This is a genomic window from Chromobacterium sp. CCUG 30098, assembly GCF_059916605.1.
The window spans coordinates 393,555-412,970 of record NZ_JAUCGS010000004.1 but is presented as its reverse complement, the minus strand read 5'-3'; the positions used below and the strand labels follow the sequence as shown (position 1 = coordinate 412,970).

15 protein-coding genes are annotated in these 19,416 nt (G+C 67.8%); 6 read left to right on the top strand and 9 right to left on the bottom strand.

The window, feature by feature from the left end:
* The first annotated feature begins 18 nt into the window (after positions 1–18).
* The gene (locus tag QUG03_RS12345; RefSeq protein WP_500820113.1) at positions 19–1,602 is read left to right on the top strand and encodes a GMC family oxidoreductase; all 1,584 of its coding nucleotides are present in this window, start codon (positions 19–21) and stop codon (positions 1,600–1,602) included.
* A gap of 70 nt (positions 1,603–1,672) precedes the next feature.
* Here QUG03_RS12345 and QUG03_RS12340 read toward each other — a convergent pair whose 3' ends face one another.
* The 5 genes from QUG03_RS12340 to QUG03_RS12320 all read right to left on the bottom strand — a co-directional run bounded on the left by QUG03_RS12340 (position 1,673) and on the right by QUG03_RS12320 (position 7,329).
* Complete coding sequence (locus tag QUG03_RS12340; protein WP_500820112.1) at positions 1,673–2,857, bottom strand: DMT family transporter; 1,185 nt, start codon at positions 2,855–2,857, stop codon at positions 1,673–1,675.
* A gap of 9 nt (positions 2,858–2,866) precedes the next feature.
* Positions 2,867–3,760, bottom strand: coding sequence for a SphA family protein (locus QUG03_RS12335; RefSeq protein WP_500820111.1), 894 nt, complete (start codon positions 3,758–3,760; stop codon positions 2,867–2,869).
* 62 nt (positions 3,761–3,822) lie between these two features.
* On the bottom strand, positions 3,823–5,046 hold the full coding sequence (locus tag QUG03_RS12330) for an MFS transporter (RefSeq protein WP_500820110.1): 1,224 nt from the start codon (positions 5,044–5,046) through the stop codon (positions 3,823–3,825).
* A gap of 163 nt (positions 5,047–5,209) precedes the next feature.
* Complete coding sequence (locus tag QUG03_RS12325; protein WP_500820109.1) at positions 5,210–6,187, bottom strand: helix-turn-helix domain-containing protein; 978 nt, start codon at positions 6,185–6,187, stop codon at positions 5,210–5,212.
* A gap of 155 nt (positions 6,188–6,342) precedes the next feature.
* Entirely contained in the window at positions 6,343–7,329 is a 987-nt protein-coding gene (locus tag QUG03_RS12320) for a LacI family DNA-binding transcriptional regulator (protein ID WP_235087818.1), read from the bottom strand.
* 312 nt (positions 7,330–7,641) lie between these two features.
* Between QUG03_RS12320 and ptsP the strand changes: the two genes are divergently transcribed.
* The 3 genes from ptsP (at position 7,642) to QUG03_RS12305 (ending at position 12,855) form a co-directional block, all read left to right on the top strand.
* Complete coding sequence (gene ptsP / locus QUG03_RS12315) at positions 7,642–10,158, top strand: phosphoenolpyruvate--protein phosphotransferase (RefSeq protein ID WP_500820107.1); 2,517 nt, start codon at positions 7,642–7,644, stop codon at positions 10,156–10,158.
* Complete coding sequence (gene pfkB, locus QUG03_RS12310; protein WP_500820106.1) at positions 10,155–11,102, top strand: 1-phosphofructokinase; 948 nt, start codon at positions 10,155–10,157, stop codon at positions 11,100–11,102. The genes ptsP and pfkB overlap by 4 nt, the downstream gene beginning before the upstream one ends.
* A gap of 73 nt (positions 11,103–11,175) precedes the next feature.
* On the top strand, positions 11,176–12,855 hold the full coding sequence (locus tag QUG03_RS12305) for a PTS fructose transporter subunit IIC (protein ID WP_500820105.1): 1,680 nt from the start codon (positions 11,176–11,178) through the stop codon (positions 12,853–12,855).
* 255 nt (positions 12,856–13,110) lie between these two features.
* Here QUG03_RS12305 and QUG03_RS12300 read toward each other — a convergent pair whose 3' ends face one another.
* Positions 13,111–14,379, bottom strand: coding sequence for a T3SS effector SopD family protein (locus QUG03_RS12300; protein ID WP_500820104.1), 1,269 nt, complete (start codon positions 14,377–14,379; stop codon positions 13,111–13,113).
* A gap of 170 nt (positions 14,380–14,549) precedes the next feature.
* Between QUG03_RS12300 and QUG03_RS12295 the strand changes: the two genes are divergently transcribed.
* Positions 14,550–15,275, top strand: coding sequence for a substrate-binding periplasmic protein (locus tag QUG03_RS12295; RefSeq protein WP_235087808.1), 726 nt, complete (start codon positions 14,550–14,552; stop codon positions 15,273–15,275).
* A 73-nt stretch (positions 15,276–15,348) separates the two neighbouring features.
* Here QUG03_RS12295 and QUG03_RS12290 read toward each other — a convergent pair whose 3' ends face one another.
* The 3 genes from QUG03_RS12290 to QUG03_RS12280 all read right to left on the bottom strand — a co-directional run bounded on the left by QUG03_RS12290 (position 15,349) and on the right by QUG03_RS12280 (position 18,179).
* Entirely contained in the window at positions 15,349–16,146 is a 798-nt protein-coding gene (locus QUG03_RS12290) for a hypothetical protein (RefSeq protein ID WP_227107712.1), read from the bottom strand.
* Between the two features lie 34 nt (positions 16,147–16,180).
* A complete protein-coding gene (locus tag QUG03_RS12285) occupies positions 16,181–17,323 on the bottom strand; it encodes a hypothetical protein (RefSeq protein WP_107798681.1) in 1,143 nt (380 codons plus the stop codon).
* Positions 17,324–17,621: 298 nt separating this feature from the next.
* On the bottom strand, positions 17,622–18,179 hold the full coding sequence (locus tag QUG03_RS12280) for a GNAT family N-acetyltransferase (RefSeq protein WP_500820103.1): 558 nt from the start codon (positions 18,177–18,179) through the stop codon (positions 17,622–17,624).
* 145 nt (positions 18,180–18,324) lie between these two features.
* Here QUG03_RS12280 and QUG03_RS12275 point away from each other — a divergent pair, with 145 nt between their 5' ends.
* Positions 18,325–19,368 carry a Tle-like phospholipase domain-containing protein gene (locus QUG03_RS12275; protein WP_500820102.1) on the top strand — a complete coding sequence of 348 codons (1,044 nt, stop codon included), beginning with the start codon at positions 18,325–18,327 and terminating at the stop codon, positions 19,366–19,368.
* Positions 19,369–19,416: the final 48 nt, after the last annotated feature.

The window sequence follows — 19,416 nt, the reverse complement described above, 5'->3', positions numbered from 1 at the left end:
GACCACAAGGGAGACGCCATGCGCGACTACGACTACATCCTGATCGGAGCCGGCTCCGCCGGCTGCGTGCTGACCCACAGGCTGATCCAGGCCGGCAAGCGCGTGCTGCTGCTGGAAGACGGCCCGCCGGACGACAACCCCTACATCCGCATGCCGGCCGCCTTCATCAAGGTGCTGGGCAGCGAACGCACCGTCACCTACCGCAGCGAACCGCAGCCGGAAGCCGCCGGCAGACGCATCTTCGTCCCGCAGGGCCGCACCCTGGGCGGCGGCAGCTCGGTCAACGCCATGGTCTATATCCGCGGCCAGGCCGCCGACTACGACGACTGGGCCGCCCTGGGCTGCGCGGGCTGGGAATGGTCGCAAGTGCTGCCCGCCTTCAAAAAGGCGGAAAGCCATATGCGCTTGTCCGAGCCCTACCACGGCGTGGACGGGCCGCTGAAAGTCAGCGACGCCCGCTACCACCATCCGCTGAGCCTGGCCTTCGTCCAGGGCGCGCAGGAAGCCGGCCTGGCCTACAACGACGACTTCAACGGCCGCGAACAGGCCGGCGTCGGCTTCTACCACACCACCACCTTCGACGGACAGCGCGGCAGCACCGCCGCCACCTATCTGGCCGCGGTCCGCCAAGACCCCAAGCTGGACCTGCGCACCGGCTGCTATGTGCAAAAAATCGGGTTCGACGGCGGCCGCGCCTGTCAGGTGGAATGGCGCGACGCCGGCGGCGTCCAGCGCGCGCGCGCCGCGGCGGAAATCGTGCTCTGCGCCGGCGCGCTGTCCAGCCCCAAGCTGCTGATGCTGTCCGGCATCGGCCCGGCGGCGCAGCTGCGCGAACACGGCGTCGCCGTGCTGCGCGACGCGCCGCAAGTGGGCGCCAACTACCAGGACCATCTGGAAGTGTCGGTCTACGGCCGCGCCCGCGCGCCCATCAGCCTGCTGGGCCAGGACCGCGGCCTGGCCGCGCTGCGCCACGGCCTGCAATGGCAGCTGTTCCGCACCGGCTTGCTGAGCTCCAACGTGGTGGAGTCCGGCGCTTTCGTCGACACCGCCGGCGGCGGCCGGCCGGACATCCAGTTCCACGTGCTGCCCACCCTGGTGGGCGACGTCGACCGCGAGCCCTTGCCCGGCCACGGCATTTCCATCAATCCCTGCCTGCTGCGCCCCAAGTCGCGCGGCAGCGTCGCGCTGGCCTCCGCCGACCCGGCCGCGCCGCTGCGCTTCGACAGCGGTGCCCTGCGCGAGGCCGACGACCTCGCCGGCCTGCTGCGCGGCGTCAAGCTGGCGCGCCGCGTCCTGCGGGCGCCGTCCATGCGCCGGCTGATCGCCGAAGAACTGCTGCCCTCGCCGGCCGAAGACGCCGACGACGCGCTGCTGGAACAACACATCCGCCAGTTCGCCAAGACCGTCTACCACCCGGCCGGCACCTGCCGCATGGGCGCCGACGCCGACGCGGTGGTGGACCCGAGGCTGCGCGTCAAGGGCGTGGCCGGCCTGCGCGTCTGCGACGCCTCGGTGATGCCCGCCATCGTCTCCGGCAACACCAACGCGCCGGTGGTGATGATCGCCGAGCGCTGCGCGGAATTCATGCTCAGCGGCCAGTAAGCGCCGCCCCCCTGCGTTTCAAGATCCTGCGACGGCGGGGATGGAAACATCCAAGCCGCGCAGCGAAGGGTTAATCCGCTCCGGCGCGGCTTGCCTTCAAATGAAACTCCGTGATCAGCATGCCCAGAATAATCAGCCCGGCCCCCAGTAAATTCAAAGGCGACAAGCGGTCGCCGGCCAGGAAATAAGCAAAAACACCGCCAAACAGCGGTTCCAGCACAATGATCAATGCGATTCGATTGGGCGAAGAGGCCACTTGGGCCCGGGTCTGCACATAAAAACCGACTGCCGTTCCCAATAGGGCGATGATAAGAATCGCCGTCATCGTCTCGCTTCGAAAGGGAAGCGAGAACTCATTCAAAGCCAATGACTGCAGCAAGGACAAGCCCCCCACGACCGCGACCTGGACAAAGGCGATGTTCAATACCCGCGCTGTTTTGCTGACCTTGGACAAAACAACAATGTGCAAAGCGAAGGAAGCCGCACAAAGCACAACCAGCATATCTCCCCAATGAATGGCCAGATTTTTCAAGGTCAGCAAAGCAAGCCCAATCGTCGCCGTGGCTGCGCCGAATAGCTGACGTTTTTCCGGGCGCACCTTTAACAGCCAATAAGCAAACAGCGGAGTAAAGACAACGGCCAAGCCCGTAATGAAACTGGCATTGGAAGCCGTGGTGTAAGCCAAGCCCTTGGTTTGAAAAAAGAAGGCCAGATATAGCGCGACGCCAGCGGCGATGCCTCCGAAAACATCCTGCCGCGAGAATCGACTCCCTTTGACCCGCACCACGATCCACATCGCCAGCGCGGCGATGAGAAACCGGTAGGCGTTAAACGCCGAGTCGCTTAGATAATTCAGCGCATCGTGAATAGCGACAAAAGACCACCCCCATAAGGCGGTGACTAAAATCAGCGCGATTTCCCATCCCTGTCTGTGATGGCGTGGCTCAAGCTTACTCATGGATTTTCTTTCCAACTCAGCGACAAGCTGCGGGGAGATGCGCAATAAGCGATCAACTTGCCCGCCATGACGAATTTGGGACCGCCAGGCCTGCGGCGGGCAGCGGTCATCCGGACTGCGTCGCGGAATGGGAAGCGCACTGGATTGCACAAGAATTCCAATCATGCGGCATCTCGATGACGGCGCGGTGAAGAAAGAAGAAGCAAGAGAAGAAAATAAAGACGAGCGCGCGCGGGAGCGCCGCTCCGCCAAGAAAAAAGCCGGACGCAAGCGCCCGGCCGTGTTTGCAAGCCCCATGTCCGCCCGCTACAGCGGCAGCACCAGCTTGGCCCAGACTGCGCTGCCCTCGGGCCGGTTGCGCACATCGAACTCCTTCAACCACCTCAATTCCAGACCGGCCTTGTCGAACTGGTAGCGCAGCGCCGGACCGATGGCGAAAGCCTGGCCGCGAAAACCGTTGCCCGCCACCGCCCGACCGTACTGGACATCGTCCGTGGTCTGCTTGATGAAGTAGCCGTTCAAGCCCAGCCTCCAGGCCGGGCTGACCGCGTAGCTCAGCGAGTAATCGAAGTGGAACAGCTGGCCGGACTGGTAATCGGTATCGCGGTTCTTGCCGTTGAAGGTGTAGCTGATCTTGGACGACAGCTCCCAGCCGGACGCCGGCAGATAGGAAAAGGCGAATACCGGACGCAGCGAATAATGATGGGCCCCCAGGTTCAACATCCGATTGCGGTCGTAGTCGCCGGTGGGCAGCACGATGTCGGCCGCCAGCGCCGTGTGCAGCGGCCCGGCGTCGCCCCAGGCCAGCACCGGCCCCAGCACCGCGTCGCCCAGGCCGCCGCGGCTCTCATGCGCGCCGCCGGCGTCCAGACTCAGTCTGGGCAGCGGCGCCAGCACGAAGCCGCCCAAGCGCCCGCCCCACAGCGTCCGGTCCGACATATACAGCAGCCGCGGCACCAGCACGTCGGCGCTCAGCTTGAAGCCCGGCGCAGCGGAACGGCCGGCGTCGTCGTTGAAGCGGTCCGCCTGGTAATGGGTGTAATAGAACACGCCGTACCAGCCGGCCGGCGGCAGCGCGCCGGCGAGAAAACCCTCGGCGCCGGCGCCTATGGTGTCCGCGCCGGACTGGGTGGCCTGAGCCGTCGCGCAGGCCAGCGCCGCCGACAGCCCGGCCAGCGCCTTGATCAAAGTCTTGTGCATGATGATCTCCGTCAGGGAGTGCGGCGTCCCGGCGCAGCGGGACGCGCAATGAGAATGGCGGCTCAGGTCGGCGCCCGGTCGGCTTCCAGCGCGGCCCCGCCCGGCTTCAGCCGCAGCGGCGCGGTTTCGCGCAGGCCCAAGGACAGCAAGGCCGGCAGCAGCGCGCCGGCCATGGCGATCCACATCACGATGGACAGGCCGTAGCGGTCCGCGGCGAAGCCGGCCACCGTGGGCGCGACAAAACCGCCCGCCAGCTCGCCCACCCCCATGATCATGCCCAGCGCGGTGGCGATGCGCCGCGGCGACACCGTCTCCGCCGGAATCGTGGCCATGAACAGGGTGAAACAGCCCAGACCGGTGTAAGTGAGGAAGACCAGCGGCAACAGCCAGACCATGCGGTCCACGTTCAGCAACACCAGCGGGCAGCAGGCGGCGATCAAGGAAAACGCCACCATGGCCGGCTTGCGGCCGATGCGGTCCGAAATCGCCGGCACCAGCCCGCCCCACGCCACCCAGGCGAAGCCCAGGCTGCTCATCACCGCCCCCATCGCCTGCGGGCTCATGCCCTTGACCTGGATCAGAAAGGTGGGTGTGAAGGAAATCAGGATGATGAACCAGGTGATGTAGCTGCAGGCGATCAACACGCACAGCAGGATGTTGCGCTCGGCCAGCAACGAAGCGAAACCGCCGCCGCGGCCGGCCGGCGCCGGCGCGGGCGCCGGCTCGCGCACATGCCGCCACACCAGCCAGGCGATCAGCAGGCCGGGCAGGCAGGACAGATAGAAGGCCGCGCGCCAGCCGTAGGCCTCGGCCAGCGCCACCAGCAGCGGCGGCCCCAGCACCGCGCCCAGCAAGCCCGGCGCGGAGCCGTTGACGATGCCCATATTGAAGCCGCGCCGCGCCGGCGTGGACGCCGCCGCCAGCAAGGATTGGGAAATGGGCAGCACCGGTCCTTCCGCCACGCCCATCAGCGCGCGGAACAGCAGCAAGGACAGAAAACCGGCCACCAGGCCGGAAGCGGCGGAAAACAGCGAAAACGCCAGCACCGCCGCCACCAGCATCGGCTTCTTCGCGCCGCGCCGGTCCGACCATGCGCCCAGGCCCAGGCCGGACAGCGACCAGGTCAGCGCCAGCGCCGACGCCAGCATGCCCAGATGCGCGGGGCTCAAACGCAGTTCCGCCGCCATGAAGGGAAACAGGAAGGACAGCGCCAGCCGGTCGAAAAACACGAAACCGAAGCTCAGCGCCAGGATGGCCAACAATTTGTTTTCATAGGAGAGGCGCATGGCGGGCCTCTCTTTCGCCAGCGGCGCGCGCGCGGCCGCCCGGCGGCGAACCGCCCATTCGTGTGTGCATGATGGTGTCTCCTCTTTATTAGTTGGGCGTCCCCCGCGCCAGAAAGCGCAGCGGACCCGTCCACTCTAACGATGGGGAGAACGTGGAATTTGTCTAATGAGGACAGTATTGTTGTCTGGGAAGGACGCGTGCGGCCAGGGCCTCGGCTCGGGTATGACTCGGCGTTTCGCCGTAACGGCGTTTATAGCTGCGACAGAAATGGGCGATATGGTTGAAGCCCCAGCGGAAAGCCAGCTCGCTCACCGATAAATGGCGCAAGGCCGGATCGGCCAGGTCCACGCGGCAGCGTTCCAGCCGGCGGCCCCACAGGTGGCGCGTCACCGACTCGCCCTCCTGTTCGAAGATGCGGGCCAGCTGACGCGCGGACACGCCCACCGCGCGGCTGATGCGCTCGCAATCCAGATCGTCCTCGGCCAGATGCCGCTCGATATAAGCCTTGGCCCGCCACAGGCTGCACAAGGTGGAACGGGAGGCCGGCAGGCCCAGGCGCGCGCTCCACAAGGAATGCAGCCATTCCAGCAACTGGCTGGCCAGATGCCGCCGCGCGGCCTCGCCACCGCTGAGCAGGCGATGGGCGGCCAAGGCGTCCATGCCGGCGGCGCGCTCGATGCGCACCAGGCCGCGCTCGTTCCACACCCCCACCTGCTCCTGGAACAAGGACCGCGGAATGTCCAGCACCGCCATCGCCATATCGGCCGGAAAGCCGTGGCCGTAAGGGCGGGCGGTATCGTACAGCACCACATCGCCCGGGCCGTGGCGGGCGTACTCCACGCCCTGATGGCTGAAGCCCTGCCCCTGCAGCATCAAACAGGCGAAGATGGAGTCCCGGCCGTCCCGGCTCAGGCTATGTCCGCTGCGCGTCACCGCGTGCTGGTTGGCCCGTATCGTGGCCATGCGCAGCAGGCCGAAGTCCTGCCAGTCCAGCGAAGCCTCCAGCCGCTCTTCCGGACGGCGGTCGCACTCCACCCGGACCAAGAGGCGGTCCACCTCGCTCAGCCAGAAATCCAGCTTGTCGCCGTCCGCCGCCTGGCGTGTGGAAAGATGAATGTCCCCGGTGTAACGCGTGTCCATGGCGGGCCTCCTCCTGACGGCCGCCCGGCTGGGCGGCGATGGCTGAAACGGCATCGGCAAATCATGGCACAATATTTAATACATTAAAAATCAAAACCGCGGCCGCCTTCCGCGCCGGACCAGAGGCTGTCTCGCCGCCGCCACAAGCGCGGCGGCTAGCCCTCGGCCAGGCTGGAGCCCCGCACCACCAAACGGCCGGTCAGCACCACCTTGCGCGTGGGCCGCAGCGGCTGTTCCAGCCGTTCCAGCAGCATCGCCATCGCCGCGCGGCCGATCTCGTCCACCGGCTGCTCGATCACCGTCAGCCCCGGACCGGCCAGCTCGGTCCAGCTGTCGTTGTCGAAACCGGCCAGCGCCAGCTGGCGCGGCAAGGCCAGGCCCAGCGCGCGCACCGCGCGCATCGCCCCCAGCAGCAGCAGGCCGTTGCTGATCACCAGCGCCCGCGGCGCCTCCGCCTCCGTCAGCCAGGCGGACACCGCCTGCTGCGCCGCCTCGGCCGTGGGCGCGACGAAGCGCGCCGGCGCGGCCAGCCCGGCCGCCGCCAGCGCCGCGGCGAAGCCGGCGTGCCGCTCCGCGCCGGTGCTGCTGGTATTGCCGAACAGCCCGCCGATGCGGTCATGGCCCTGCTCGCGCAGATGGCCGACCAACAGGCCGGCGGCGGCGGCGTTGTCCAAGACCACCGCGTCGGCCGCGCCGCCGGGCGCGGCCCGGTCGATCAAGACCACCGGAAACCCCAGCGCCTCCGCGTCCAGCGTCTCCGCCGTGGCGCGGGTGGCGGCGAAGATCACCCCGGTGACGCGCTCCTCCTGCATCAGCCTGAGGTACATCGCCTCCTTGTCCGGGTTCTCGTCGGTATTGCACAGAATCACCCGCATGCCGGCCTGGTAGGCCACATCCTCCACCGCGCGGCTGACCGCGGTGAAGAAGGGGTTGCGGATGTCGGACACGATCAGGCCTATGGTGTCGCTGTGCCGCGAGCGCAAGCGCCGCGCGGACAAATTGGGCCGATAACCGGTGGCGGCGATGGCCGCCTCCACCTTGGCCTTCAGCGCCGCGCTCACCGGGCCCTTGGCCAGGGCCCGCGATACGGTGGCCACCGACACGCCGGCCGCCAGCGCCACATCCTTGATGCTGACCGTCATATGAAATCGTTTTCTCTTACCAAGATAGAAACTGGGTTTACGCAAGCATACCCTTAAAGCGTAATTTTACAACACTTCCGCTTGAGACGGTGCAAAGATGTAGCGACGGGACTACGACTGTATTGACAGAAAAAATGTAATCGTTTTCAATCCACTCAGCGCGTGAACGGCGCCGCCCCTCCGCAATGACAGCTGGACGGACGCGGGCCGATCCGCTATACCGAGCCCGTCCCAAGCCGCGCCGCTTGCGCGTCGGGCCGTGAACGGGTTCCCGGAACCGCGCAGCCAATTGAACCGACAGAAGAGACCGCCATGCACGACACCGGATCGCCCTCCTCCCTGATCCAGCCCGAACTGATCCGGCTGGGCTGTCAGCCCGCCGACAAAGAGGCGGCCATCCGCCTGGCCGGACAATTGCTGGCCGACGCCGGCTGCATAGACCCGGCCTACATCGACAGCCTGCTGCGGCGCGAAGCGGTGGCCAACACCTTCCTGGGCAACGGCCTGGCCATCCCGCACGGCATGGTGGAAGACCGTCAGCTGATCCGCCGCACCGGCATCGCCATCGTGCAGATCCCGGACGGCCTGGAATGGAACCCCGGCCAGCGCACCCGGCTGCTGTTCGCCATCGCCGCCCAATCCGACGAACACATCACCCTGCTGCGCCGGCTGACCCGGCTGCTGCAGGACGAGGCCAGGCTCGAGCAATTGTTCACCGCCGCAGAGCCGGCCCGGGTGCTGGCCCTGCTGGAAGAAGACGCGCCGCCCGCCGCCGTCGACGCCGCGGCCGATCTGGCCGAGCGCGCGCAATGGATAGTCGACTACCCCAACGGCCTGCACGCGCGCCCGGCCGCGCAATGGGTGGAAGCCGCGCGCCGCCACGCCGCCCAGCTGCAAGTGCGCCACGGCCAGGACGCCGCCGACGCCAAGAACCTGATCAGCCTGCTGCAACTGGGCCTGCGCCACGGCGACACCGTCACCGTGTCCGCCCAGGGGCCGGACGCCGCCGCCGCTTTGTCCGGCCTGCTGGCCGCGATGCGCGACGCCTCGGCCCAGGAACAGACCGACGCCGCGCTCGCCGCGCAAAAAGCGCAGCTGCTGGCCGCGCAACAGGGCTGGACCCCGCCCGGCCACCCGCTGTCCATCGCCGGCATCGCCGCCAGCCCCGGCCTCGCCATCGGCGTGGTGCGCGTGCTGCACGCCGGCCAGCTCAAAGTGCCGGACCGCCCGGTGGCGCTGGGCGAAGGCGGCGACCGCCTGCACGCGGCGCTGAGCGCCACCCGCGCCGAACTGAACGAACTGGCCGCGGCCACCGCCAGCCGGCTGGGCAAGGCCGAGGCCGGTATTTTCCACGCCCAGGCGGAACTTCTGTCCGATACCGATCTGATCACCCTGGCCTGCCAGCTGATGGTGGGCGGCCACGGCGTGGAATGGGCCTGGCACCAGGCGGTGGAGCGCATGGCGGAACGGCTGGCCGCGCTGGGCAACCCGCTGCTGGCGGCGCGCGCCGCCGACCTGCGCGACGTGGGCCGCCGCGTGCTGCGCCAGCTGGACCCGGCGCTGAACAGCACCACCCTGGCCGACATCGACGGCGACGACTGCATCCTGCTGGCCGCCGACCTCACCCCGTCCGACACCGCCACCCTGGACACCGACCGCATCCGCGCGCTGGCCACCGCCCAGGGCGGTCCCACCTCGCACACCGCCATCCTGGCGCGCACCCTGGGCCTGCCGGCGCTGGTGGCCGGCGGCCCGGCGCTGCTGGACATCGCCGACGGCACCCCGGCCATTCTGGACGGCCTGGGCGGCCGGCTCTATCTGAACCCCGGCGAGCAAGACCTGGCCTCCGCCCGCGACTGGCTGCAGACCCAGCAACGCACCCAGCAGCAGCAGGCGGAGCAGCGGCAGCGCCCGGCGGTGACGCCGGACGGCCACCACGTGGAAATCGCCGCCAACATCAACCGTCCGGACCAGGTGGCCGCCGCGCTGGACGCCGGCGCCGAGGGCGTGGGCCTGATGCGCACCGAATTCCTGTTCCTGGAACGCGAGCAGGCGCCGAGCGAGGACGAACAGTTCCACACCTACAGCGCCATGCTGGACGCGCTGGACGGCCGGCCGCTGATCGTGCGCGCGCTGGACATAGGCGGCGACAAACAGGTGGACTATCTGAAGCTGCCGGCCGAGGACAATCCCTTCCTCGGCATGCGCGGCTCGCGTCTGCTGCTGCGCCGCCGCGACCTGCTGGAACCCCAGCTGCGCGCGCTCTACCGCGCCGCCCGCGGCGGCCAGCCGTTGTCCATCATGTTCCCGATGATCACCTCGCTGAAGGAAATCACCCGGCTCAAGGGATGGTGCGAAGGCATACGCCGCGAGCTGGACGCCCCGGCGGTGCCGTTGGGCATCATGGTGGAAGTGCCGGCCGCGGCCATGCTGGCCGATCAACTGGCCGAATACGTGGACTTCTTCTCCATCGGCACCAACGACCTCACCCAATACACGCTGGCGATGGACCGGCAGCACCCGGAACTGGCGGCCGAAGCCGACAGCCTGCACCCCGCGGTGCTGCGGCTGATCCAGCACACCGTGGCCGGCGCCTCCCGCCATCAGCGCTGGGTGGGCGTGTGCGGCGGCATCGCCGGCGATCCCTTCGGCGCCGCGCTGCTGACCGGCCTGGGCGTGGCCGAGCTGTCGATGAGCCCGCGCGACGTGGCCGCGGTCAAGGCCAAGCTGTGCGCCAACGGCCACGACCGGCTGCGCGAGCTGGCACAGCAAGCGCTGGCCTGCGACAGCGCCGACGAAGTGCGCATGCTGGCGCGGGAGCTGACATGAGCGCGCGCGTCCACACCCTCACCCTCAATCCGGCGCTGGACCAGACCATCGCCCTGGCCCGGCTGACGCCCGGCGCGGTCAACCTGGCGCAAAGCGCCAGCAGCAACGCCGGCGGCAAGGGCGTCAACGTGGCCAGCTGCCTGGCGGACTGGGGCGCGCCGGTAAGCGTCTGCGGCCTGCTGGGCCGCAACAACAGCGAAGCCTTCGAACAGTTGTTCCTGGACAAGCGCATCGCCGACCACATGCTGCGCCTGCCCGGCGACACCCGGGTCAACATCAAGCTGGCCGACCTCTCCAGCGGCGACACCACCGACATCAATCTGCCCGGCATCGCCGCCGGCGAAGCGCAGCTGGAACAAGTGGGCGCCGAACTGGCCGCCCGGCTGCGCCCCGGCGACATCGTGGCCTTGTGCGGCAGCCTGCCGCCCGGCCTGCCCGCCAACAGCTATCTGCGGCTGTGCCGGCTGCTGCGGCCGCTGGGCGCGCGGCTGCTGCTGGACAGCAGCGGCGAGGCGCTGAGCCAGGCGCTGGACGGCGATGCGCCGCCGCATTGCGTCAAGCCCAACCGCCACGAACTGGAGCACTGGGCCGGCCGCGCCCTGCCCGACACCGCCGCGGTGCTGGACGGCGCGCGCGGGCTGCTGCAACGCGGCGTGGAACAAGTGGTGGTGTCGCTGGGCGCGGACGGCGCGCTGTTCGCCGGCCGCGACCACGCGCTGCTGGCCGCCTTGCCGGCCCAACAACCGCTCAGCACCGTAGGCGCCGGCGACGCGCTGGTGGCCGGCCTCGCCGCCGCGCGGCTGGACGGACTGGACCGCGAGGCCGAAGCCCGGCTGGCGGTGGCCTTCGCCGCCGCCAAGCTGGCGCGCGTCGGCCCGCACCTGCCGCCGCCGGAACAAGTGCGCGCGCTGGCGGCGCAAGTCCGGCTGCGAAACCTGGGCTAAGCGCCTGTTAGCGACGCGGCATCAGGGGGCTTCGCCTGCGGCTCCAAACTAAAAACACAAGGGAAACAACGCCATGAACCTACTTGCCATCATCGCCTCCGGCGAACGCAGCACCCAGGGCCGGCTGGCCGCGGAAGCGCTGCGCCAGGCCGCCCAAGGGCTCGGGCATTCTCTCAGCCTGGAGCTGGACGGCGCGCCGCCGCTGGACGCGGCCGAAATCGCCGCCGCCCAGGCCGCGCTCCTGATCGGCCCCGCCGCCGATCCGCGCCTGGACGGCCTGTCCGCGCTCCGCCTGAGCCTGGACCAGGCCCTGGCCGATCCGGCCGAAGCCGTCCGCCGGGCCGCGGCCCTGAGCGCCCCGCAAACCGAAGCGCTGCGCATCGTCGCCGTCACCTCCTGCCCCACCGGCATCGCCCACACCTTCATGGCGGCGGAGGGCCTGAGCCAGGCCGCCCAGGCGCTGGGCCACGCCATCCGCGTGGAAACCCAGGGCTCGGTGGGCGCGCAGAGCGCGCTCAGCGCCGGCGAGATCGCCGAGGCCGATCTGGTGCTGATCGCCGCCGACACCCAGGTGGAGCTGAGCCGCTTCCACGGCAAGCGTCTGTTCCAGAGCGGCACCAAGGCCGCCATCAACGACGGCCGGGCGCTGCTGCGCCGCGCCATCGCCGAGGCCGCGCCCCACCGGCCGGACGCCGCCGGTGCCGCGCCGGAAAAACCGGCCAGCGAGCGCAGCGGCCCGTACAAGCATCTGATGACCGGCGTTTCCTTCATGCTGCCCTTCGTCACCGCCGGCGGCATCATGATCGCGCTGGCTTTCGCGCTGGGCGGCATCTACGCCTTCGACGACGCCAACAAGGGCACCCTGGCCTGGGCGCTGTTCCAGATCGGCGCCAAATCCGCCTTCGCGCTGATGGTGCCCATCCTCGCCGGCTATATCGCCTACTCCATCGCCAACCGCCCCGGCATCGCGCCCGGCATGGTGGGCGGCATGCTGGCCGCCAGCCTGGGCTCCGGCTTTCTCGGCGGCATCATCGCCGGCTTCATCGCCGGCTACGGCACCGACTGGCTGAACCGCAAGATCCAGCTGGGCCGCAATCTGGACGGCCTCAAGCCCGTGCTCATCCTGCCGGTGCTGGGCTCGCTGCTGGTGGGCCTCTTGATGATCTACGTGATCGGCGGCCCGGTGGCCGCCCTGCTGGGCATGCTGACCGAGGCGCTGAAGAGCTTGCAAGGCAGCAGCGCGCTGGTCCTGGGCGCCATCATCGGCGCGATGATGGCCTTCGACATGGGCGGCCCGGTCAACAAGGCCGCCTACGCCTTCTCCACCGGCCTGATCGCCAGCCAAGTCTATACGCCGATGGCCGCGGCCATGGCCGCCGGTATGACGCCGCCGCTGGGCATCGCGCTGGCCACCAAGCTGTTCGCCGACCGCTTCAGCGCCGACGAGCGCGAGGCCGGCAAGGCCGCCGGCGTGTTGGGCCTGGCCTTCATCAGCGAAGGCGCCATCCCCTTCGCCGCGCGCGATCCGCTGCGGGTGATCCCCGCGCTGATGCTGGGTTCCGCCGTGGCCGGCGCCATCTCCATGCTGGCCGGCGTGGAGCTGAAAGTGCCGCACGGCGGCGTCTTCGTGCTGCCCATCCCCAACGCCGTCAGCCATCTGGGCCTCTATCTGCTGGCCTTGCTGGCCGGCACCGCCGTCACCGCGGTCGCGCTGCGCGCGCTGAAAAAGCCCGCCCAGCCCGCCGCGGTCTGAGCCCGCCGGCGCCCAAGCAAGCGAAAGCCCCTCCCGGCCATGGCCGGAAGGGGCTTTTCCACGCGGGTTTCAGCGCCGTGGCGCCGACGCGCGGCGAACCGTGAAAATCCTCAGCGCCTGCTCCACGTCTCGCGAGCAAGCGCGAGACAAGGCCTTGCGACTGAAGAAGCGGCATGGCCATACGGCACATGAGCATTCTGAAGTCGTACTCGCCGGGCGACTTTTCACGAAGCGCAGCAGAATTTGAACAGGTTCTCAGAGGCGCAAACCCACCCCCAACTGCGGACGCGCCAGCCCGGCCAAGACCATCTGCACCGAGGCCGAGGCGCGCTCAAACGCCTGATCGATGCGCCGCTCGTCCTCCGGCCCCGCCATCTGCAAATCCGCCTTCAACATCTTGCCGATGCCGGACAAGGTCTCCGTCACCTCCGCGCCGCGGGCGTTGAAACGCTCCAGCAGCTTGTGCAAGGGGTAATGTTTCTTGGCCACCGCCGAATCCTTGCCGGCCAGATAGTTGCGGCCCACCGTCTCCGCCAGCGAGCAGCCTTCGCGGTTGAACAGGTAATCGATGTCGTTGAAGCGCTCCGCCTCGAACGACTCGCCGAACTTGGCGCGGCCAAAGTCGATCGCCTTCAGGAACACCGCGCCGTCCTCCTTGCGTTCGTGCACCAGCAGGTTCTGCATGTGCAGATCGCGGTGGGACAGCTGATGGCAGTAGAAGGTCCTGGTCATGTCCACCAATTGCGCCGCCACGCTGCGGGCCTGATCCAGCGACAGCAGAGGCAGGCCGACATCCAGTTCGCGGCTGACGATGACCGCCGGGTCGTACTGCTCGACCCGGGCGTAGGCGAACTTGTCGCTGACGCCCGGCGGCGCGGCGATCTGCTGCTGGGTGGAGAGATAAGCCCGCAGCGCCGGACGCGACTCGGCGTACGCCTCCAACTGGCCTTCGCGGACGAAATCCGCCCGGCCCACCCCGTCCCGCGCCTGCAAGACCCCGGTATCGGCGTGAAAGCGCTTGTGCACCCCGCCGGAAGCAAAATCGCCGTCCAGCAGATACATCAGCCCCGGCGAGACGTCCATCCGGTAATCCGCCAGCGACGCCGCCTGCGCCTGAGCCTGCTCGGCGCCCAGCGGCGCGCCCAGCCGCGCCAGCACCACTTCGCGCCCCTCCTGCGACAGCCGCTCCGTTTTCAGCGGCTGGCCGTTGATGCAGTAACTGATCTTGCCGCCGCCCTGTTCCGGCGCCACCGCCACCGTGAACAAGTTCCGGTTGCTGGGCGTGGCCAATTGCGCCAAGCGATTGAAAATATCGAAGGAGCGCGCCGGCGACGGGCTGTCCACCAGCTTGAACAGGGTGTTCAGCGCATCCTGCTTTTTCTCGGCGCGGAACACATCCTTGAACTTGTCCCACAAGCTCATATGCGTGGCCGTCTGCTGATCGCCGCTCATCATGCGGGCCACCCGCTCGTTGCTCAGGGAAAACGCCGGACCGCCGGCGCTGAAACTAATGGAAGAAGACATCGCGGCTTACCCCGTCAATGATAGTGCGAACCGACCGCGCCCCGCCCAGGGGGCGCCCCTGACGGCCATTCTCGGCAAGGCCGCCGCGGGACGCTTGCAAAAACCGCCCGGCTTGCCGCCCCGCCCCGCTCCGGCTATACCAACGGAAGGCGGCGACGACGGGGGCAACCATGAGGCGTGTGTTGAGCATGCTGTTGTTTTGCGGGGCGGCCTGGGCGGCCCAGCCGGAGACCTGGCGCATCGCCGGCGACATCCAGTTCGCGCCCTATAGCTACCAGAACGACGCCGGCGCCAAACCCCAGGGCCTGGACGTGGACATTGTCCAGGCGGTGATGGCGGAAGCCAGAATCCCCTATCAGTTGCACCTCTACCCCTGGGAACGCGTCAAGCAGATGCTGGGCAACGGCGATGTGGACATGGCTTTTCAGTTCGCCGGCACCGCCGAGCGGCGCGGCCAGTACGAACTGGCCGGCCCGATACGCACCGGCCGCACCGTGTTCATGGTCTTGAAGCAGCACGGCCTGCAAAACTGGAACACCCTGGCCGACCTGGCCCCGCTGACCATAGGCCAGGTTCACGGCTACGCCTATGAATCCGCCTTCGACAGAGCCCAGCTCAAGCGCGACGCCAGCGCCACCAATCCCGAACAGCTGCTGCTGATGCTGCTGGCCGGCCGCATCGACCTGATCGTCGGCGACCGCGGCCAGCTGCTCTACTACGCCCGCCAGCTGCGCGCCTTGCCCAATGTGCGCATCCTGCCCAAACCGCTGGTGGAAATGCCGCGCTTCGTCGCCTTCGCCAAGGGAGACAGCCGCGCCGTCCAATTCAACGCCGCGCTGGCCCGGCTGCAGCAAAACGGAAAACTGCAAACGATTTACAACCACTGGCAGCAATGAGCGCCCGCCCTTGGACGCAAAAAAGCCCGGCCGCCTTCTGAGGAAGGCGCGCCGGGCCGGTCCCCGCCCGCGGCTACAAGCAGCCGGCGGTGCCGCCGCCCACGTTCAGCCTGGCCGCCGCGTTGCCGCGCAGCGACATCACGTTCTCCTTCAAGGACTGCAGCCGACGTCCGTTGAATTCATGCGCCAACTCGCGCGCCGCGCTGTTTTCCGCCTCCTCCGCCGCCTTGGGCAGATAAGAGATCTTGATGTCGGACACGTAGTCGGTCTGATTGGCCAACTGTTGGCGGATCACATTGTCGCAAGACGCGCACGGCGCTTGCGAGATATAGCCGACCATGCGTCCGCCGCGCGGCACCGCGCCGTCTAGGATGTCCTTCTCAAAGGTTTTCAAGGCCTTCAGCTCCGCGTCCGTCGCCTGCTTGTCTATGATGGCGGACAGCTTGCCATTGGGCACGTTCACATTGGTGGCGGCCTTTTCCACGCTGCTCTGACGCAGATAGCCGGGATAGGCCTTATGGCCCGGGGAATTGGCCTCGTACAGCAAATCCGCGGTGTCCTGGCCGGACATCGCGTTGTACACGCGGGTGCCGCCCGGATAGTTGTACTCGAAACGGGCCACCGTGGCTCCGCGCCACTTGGTCTCCAGCTTCTTCAGCTTGGACGAGGACGGCGGATTGGCCTTGGCCGCGCCGCTGACGCCGTTGACGTGAAACTCCATCGCGTTGACCAGTTCGCCGGGCACCAGGCTGTTCTTGTCGGTCACCTTGCTGATGTCCACCGTCGCGCCCGCCAGCGCCGCGGCGGACAAGGCCAGCATCAGAACGGCCGCCGCCGCCCTGCGCGCTTGCTTGAATGTACGCATAGTCATCTTCAATCCTGTTCGCATTGCTTGATCGCCAAGCTCAAATCCGGCAGAAGCGGCTGAGATAGCCGGACTCTGTGGCCGCCACTTCCTCTTCGGTCAAGGCCGCTTCGGCCCCCAATTCGGACGCCTCCAAAGTGGAGAAGAACTCCATCGCCGCCATGCCCTCCATCAGCAGCGCGATCGGCAGCAAGAGCTTGGCCAGCCGTTGGAAACCGCTGCTTTCCTGTTCGGACGGCGGATGCGGCTTCATTTGCTGCTGATAGAGCTTGCGATACCAGTCGCTCAGCTTCTGGTCGGTCATATTGGCGTAGCACAGCTTGCCGCTGCTCTCCGGGTAGAGGTTCTTGCCGTCCTTGGCGCAGGGGAAGTCGAACAGATAGCCCTTGCGGTCCTGATAGGCCGCGGCCAGGCGCGCCACGCGGAACTGCGCGGCCGGCTGGAACTGGCCGCTCTTGAAGCCGGACGAATTGAAACGGGTACGCCGCACCTCGTTGTGCAGCAGGTTCATCAGATAATGCTTGTCGTATTCGGACAGGCTGTTCACGCCGGTGGTGGCGCTGCTCAGATAGCGGTCCAGCACCTCCTTGCGGATGCCGTTCTGCAACTGCTTGGCCGCCGGCACTTTCTGCGTCGCGTCGCGCAGCAACTGCGCCGCCACCGCGAACTTGGCGGCGATGGTGCTGTAACCGTAGCCGAACACGTCCAGGCTCTTGTAGAAGATGTCGCCGTCCACCCCGGCCTTGAAGGCATTGGCCAACACCAGCTTGTCCTCATCCTGGCGATAGCCGGCGCGGCGGCGGTTCAGATCCACGTCCGCGCCCGGCAAGGCCTTGTTCAGACCCGCCTCGCTGGCGAACAATTTGACCGAATCGTCCATGCTCAGATTGACGCGGTGATAGCGGTTGAAATCGCTGAGCGCGTTATTCCACTCAATGGAATTGATGATGGGCGGCTGGAGATTGAGATCGGAGTAGGCCGAGCCCGGCGTTTTCAGGAAATCCTTGGCGATCTTGTCGCCGCCGAGATCGCCCTGGCTGCGGTTCTTGGTCTTGTAATACAGCACCGACTTCAACAGGGTGTCGGGCACAAAGGTTTCGGCCATCGCCGGCGGCGTCAGCAGCAGGCCGGCGGCTGCCAGGCCGCTTAGCCAGCGCGAACGCCGAGTAAAGCTTTGGGTCATCACGGACTCCAATGGAGATTAGAAACAGGAGGGAGGCATGGGTCGCTTTCAGGTCTGTTCAAAATCCGCCGCGGCGAGCGCCGCTTTGGTACAGGCTCATGGACGATGAGGCGCGGATCGGGCTGCCACCCGTTCACGCCAATAAATAAGCGTAATATAAAATTCTAATAGACTAGAGCCTAAACTCAGGGTTCCGCCTGAAATTGCAAAAATCGCTCATCGCGCATAAAAGCAGCCTATCCGCCATGCCGCGGGCAATAAAAAAGCCGCCTGACGGCGGCGGTTCTCCCTCCCGGCTTCAAGCCTCGGGCGGCGCCACGGCCCACTCCGCCGCCGACAACAGATACAGGCAATGCCGCCGCAGCGGATGCCCGGGTGCCAGGGCCGGATGATCGAAATCCCGTCCGGCGTTGCGCATGCCCAGCCGCTGCATCAGCCGCTGCGACGGCAGATTGGGCAAGGCGGTGAAAGACACGATTTCGTCCAGGCCCAAGGTCTCGAAACCGAAGGCCAGCGCCCGACGCGCGGCCTCGGAGGCGTAGCCCCGGCCCCAGGATGCGCGCCGCAGCCGCCAGCCCGCCTCCACGCAGGGCATGCACGGCAATTCCGCGCGCGGCACCGCCAGGCCGACGAAACCGAGGAAGTCCCCGGACGCTTTCTCCTCCAGCGCCCATAGCCCCCAGCCGCGCGTCGCGATCAAGCCGCGCTGGCGTTCCATGCCTTCCGCGCTGTCCTCGGCGCTCAGCAGCGCCGGAAAATAACGCATCACCTCCGGATCCCGCCCCATGGCGACGAAGGGCGCCAGATCTTCGTCCCGCCATTGGCGCAGCCATAAACGCTCCGTCTCCATCTCCATCGCTTCCCCTTCCCGTTCACCGCGGATTCATCCCGAATCCGTCATTATCACGGAACCGTAACCGCCGGCTGAGTAAAATCTGCAAGGCAAGCCGTCCGCGTCCCTTTAGCATGCGGCGATCAACCTTCTCACGCGTCTGCCCATCATGCTCATTCAAGCTTCCCGCGCCGCCGCGCCCCAAACCACGGCAGCGGACGAACCCGCCCGCTCCCACGCCGCCGCCAGCCCGATAAAGACGCGGCTCAGCCAGACGGCCAACCGCGCGGACGCCCCCGCCCCGACGCGGACCGCGCCGCGCGCCAATCCGCTGGACGGTCTCTGCGCGCCGCAGCCGCTGGAGCGACTCAACCCCGAGCCGGCCCGGCAAAGACTCAAGGACAGCGCCCTGCTCGCCAACTTCCCCTATAGCCGGGATCTGGACAGCCTGCGCGCCACCCAATGGAGCCCGGACGCGGAACTGGCGCGGCTGCTGGCCAAGGGCAGCAAACTGGAGTTTCAGCCCCAGCAGGCGCGCCTGATGGACCCGGAAAGCGGCCTGGTGGCCTATGTGTTCCGCAACAAGGCCGAGGGGGACATCCGCCTGGTCTTCGGCGGCACCACCAGCGGCCGCGGCGTGGGCGGCCTCGCTCAGCGCAATCTGAAAAACCTGGCCAGCGTGGCGCGGCAGTGGCGCGCCAACATCGGCAACGCCGCCTTTGGCGGCCGTCCCGCCTGCTACGCCCAGGCCGCCCAGCTCACCCGCAAGCTGCAAAGCCTGGCCGCCGGCCTGCCGCTGATGCGCAGCGGCGAGCCCGGCTACACCGTCAGCACCGGCGGCCACTCGCTGGGCGGCGGCATGGCCGCCTACGCGGCGATGCAGCTGTCCACCCCGCAGCGCCCCGTTCACGCCGAGTGCTTCAGCAGCGCCCAGTTCGGCCGCGGCCTGCAAAACGAACTGCTGGCGCGACACGGCAACGATCTGGATCAGGCGCGCGCGGCCGCAGCCCATATCCGTCATTACTGCGTCCAGGGCGATCTGGTGCCGGCGCTGGACGGGCTGTTGCCGGTGCGCCACGTCGGCCAGCTCTATCTGCTGCCGGCCAACCGCCAGGCCGACGACAGCCGCCTGGGCCGCCATGACAAATTCCTGAATCATGTGCAAGACTTCGTCGCCAGCGCCTGGCAGGGACAATCCCGGTTTTACGCCTAGAAGACCCGGCCGCCGCCCGGTCCCGGCCGGGCGGCTCAATCAGCGGCC

Coding starts and splice junctions, on each gene's coding strand:
- QUG03_RS12345 (WP_500820113.1), top strand. CDS start 19: ATGCGCGACTACGACTACATCCTGATCGGAGCCGGCTCCGCCGGCTGC.
- QUG03_RS12340 (WP_500820112.1), bottom strand. CDS start 2,857: ATGGGGCTTGCAAACACGGCCGGGCGCTTGCGTCCGGCTTTTTTCTTG.
- QUG03_RS12335 (WP_500820111.1), bottom strand. CDS start 3,760: ATGCACAAGACTTTGATCAAGGCGCTGGCCGGGCTGTCGGCGGCGCTG.
- QUG03_RS12330 (WP_500820110.1), bottom strand. CDS start 5,046: ATGCGCCTCTCCTATGAAAACAAATTGTTGGCCATCCTGGCGCTGAGC.
- QUG03_RS12325 (WP_500820109.1), bottom strand. CDS start 6,187: ATGGACACGCGTTACACCGGGGACATTCATCTTTCCACACGCCAGGCG.
- QUG03_RS12320 (WP_235087818.1), bottom strand. CDS start 7,329: ATGACGGTCAGCATCAAGGATGTGGCGCTGGCGGCCGGCGTGTCGGTG.
- ptsP (WP_500820107.1), top strand. CDS start 7,642: ATGCACGACACCGGATCGCCCTCCTCCCTGATCCAGCCCGAACTGATC.
- pfkB (WP_500820106.1), top strand. CDS start 10,155: ATGAGCGCGCGCGTCCACACCCTCACCCTCAATCCGGCGCTGGACCAG.
- QUG03_RS12305 (WP_500820105.1), top strand. CDS start 11,176: ATGAACCTACTTGCCATCATCGCCTCCGGCGAACGCAGCACCCAGGGC.
- QUG03_RS12300 (WP_500820104.1), bottom strand. CDS start 14,379: ATGTCTTCTTCCATTAGTTTCAGCGCCGGCGGTCCGGCGTTTTCCCTG.
- QUG03_RS12295 (WP_235087808.1), top strand. CDS start 14,550: ATGAGGCGTGTGTTGAGCATGCTGTTGTTTTGCGGGGCGGCCTGGGCG.
- QUG03_RS12290 (WP_227107712.1), bottom strand. CDS start 16,146: ATGACTATGCGTACATTCAAGCAAGCGCGCAGGGCGGCGGCGGCCGTT.
- QUG03_RS12285 (WP_107798681.1), bottom strand. CDS start 17,323: ATGACCCAAAGCTTTACTCGGCGTTCGCGCTGGCTAAGCGGCCTGGCA.
- QUG03_RS12280 (WP_500820103.1), bottom strand. CDS start 18,179: ATGGAGATGGAGACGGAGCGTTTATGGCTGCGCCAATGGCGGGACGAA.
- QUG03_RS12275 (WP_500820102.1), top strand. CDS start 18,325: ATGCTCATTCAAGCTTCCCGCGCCGCCGCGCCCCAAACCACGGCAGCG.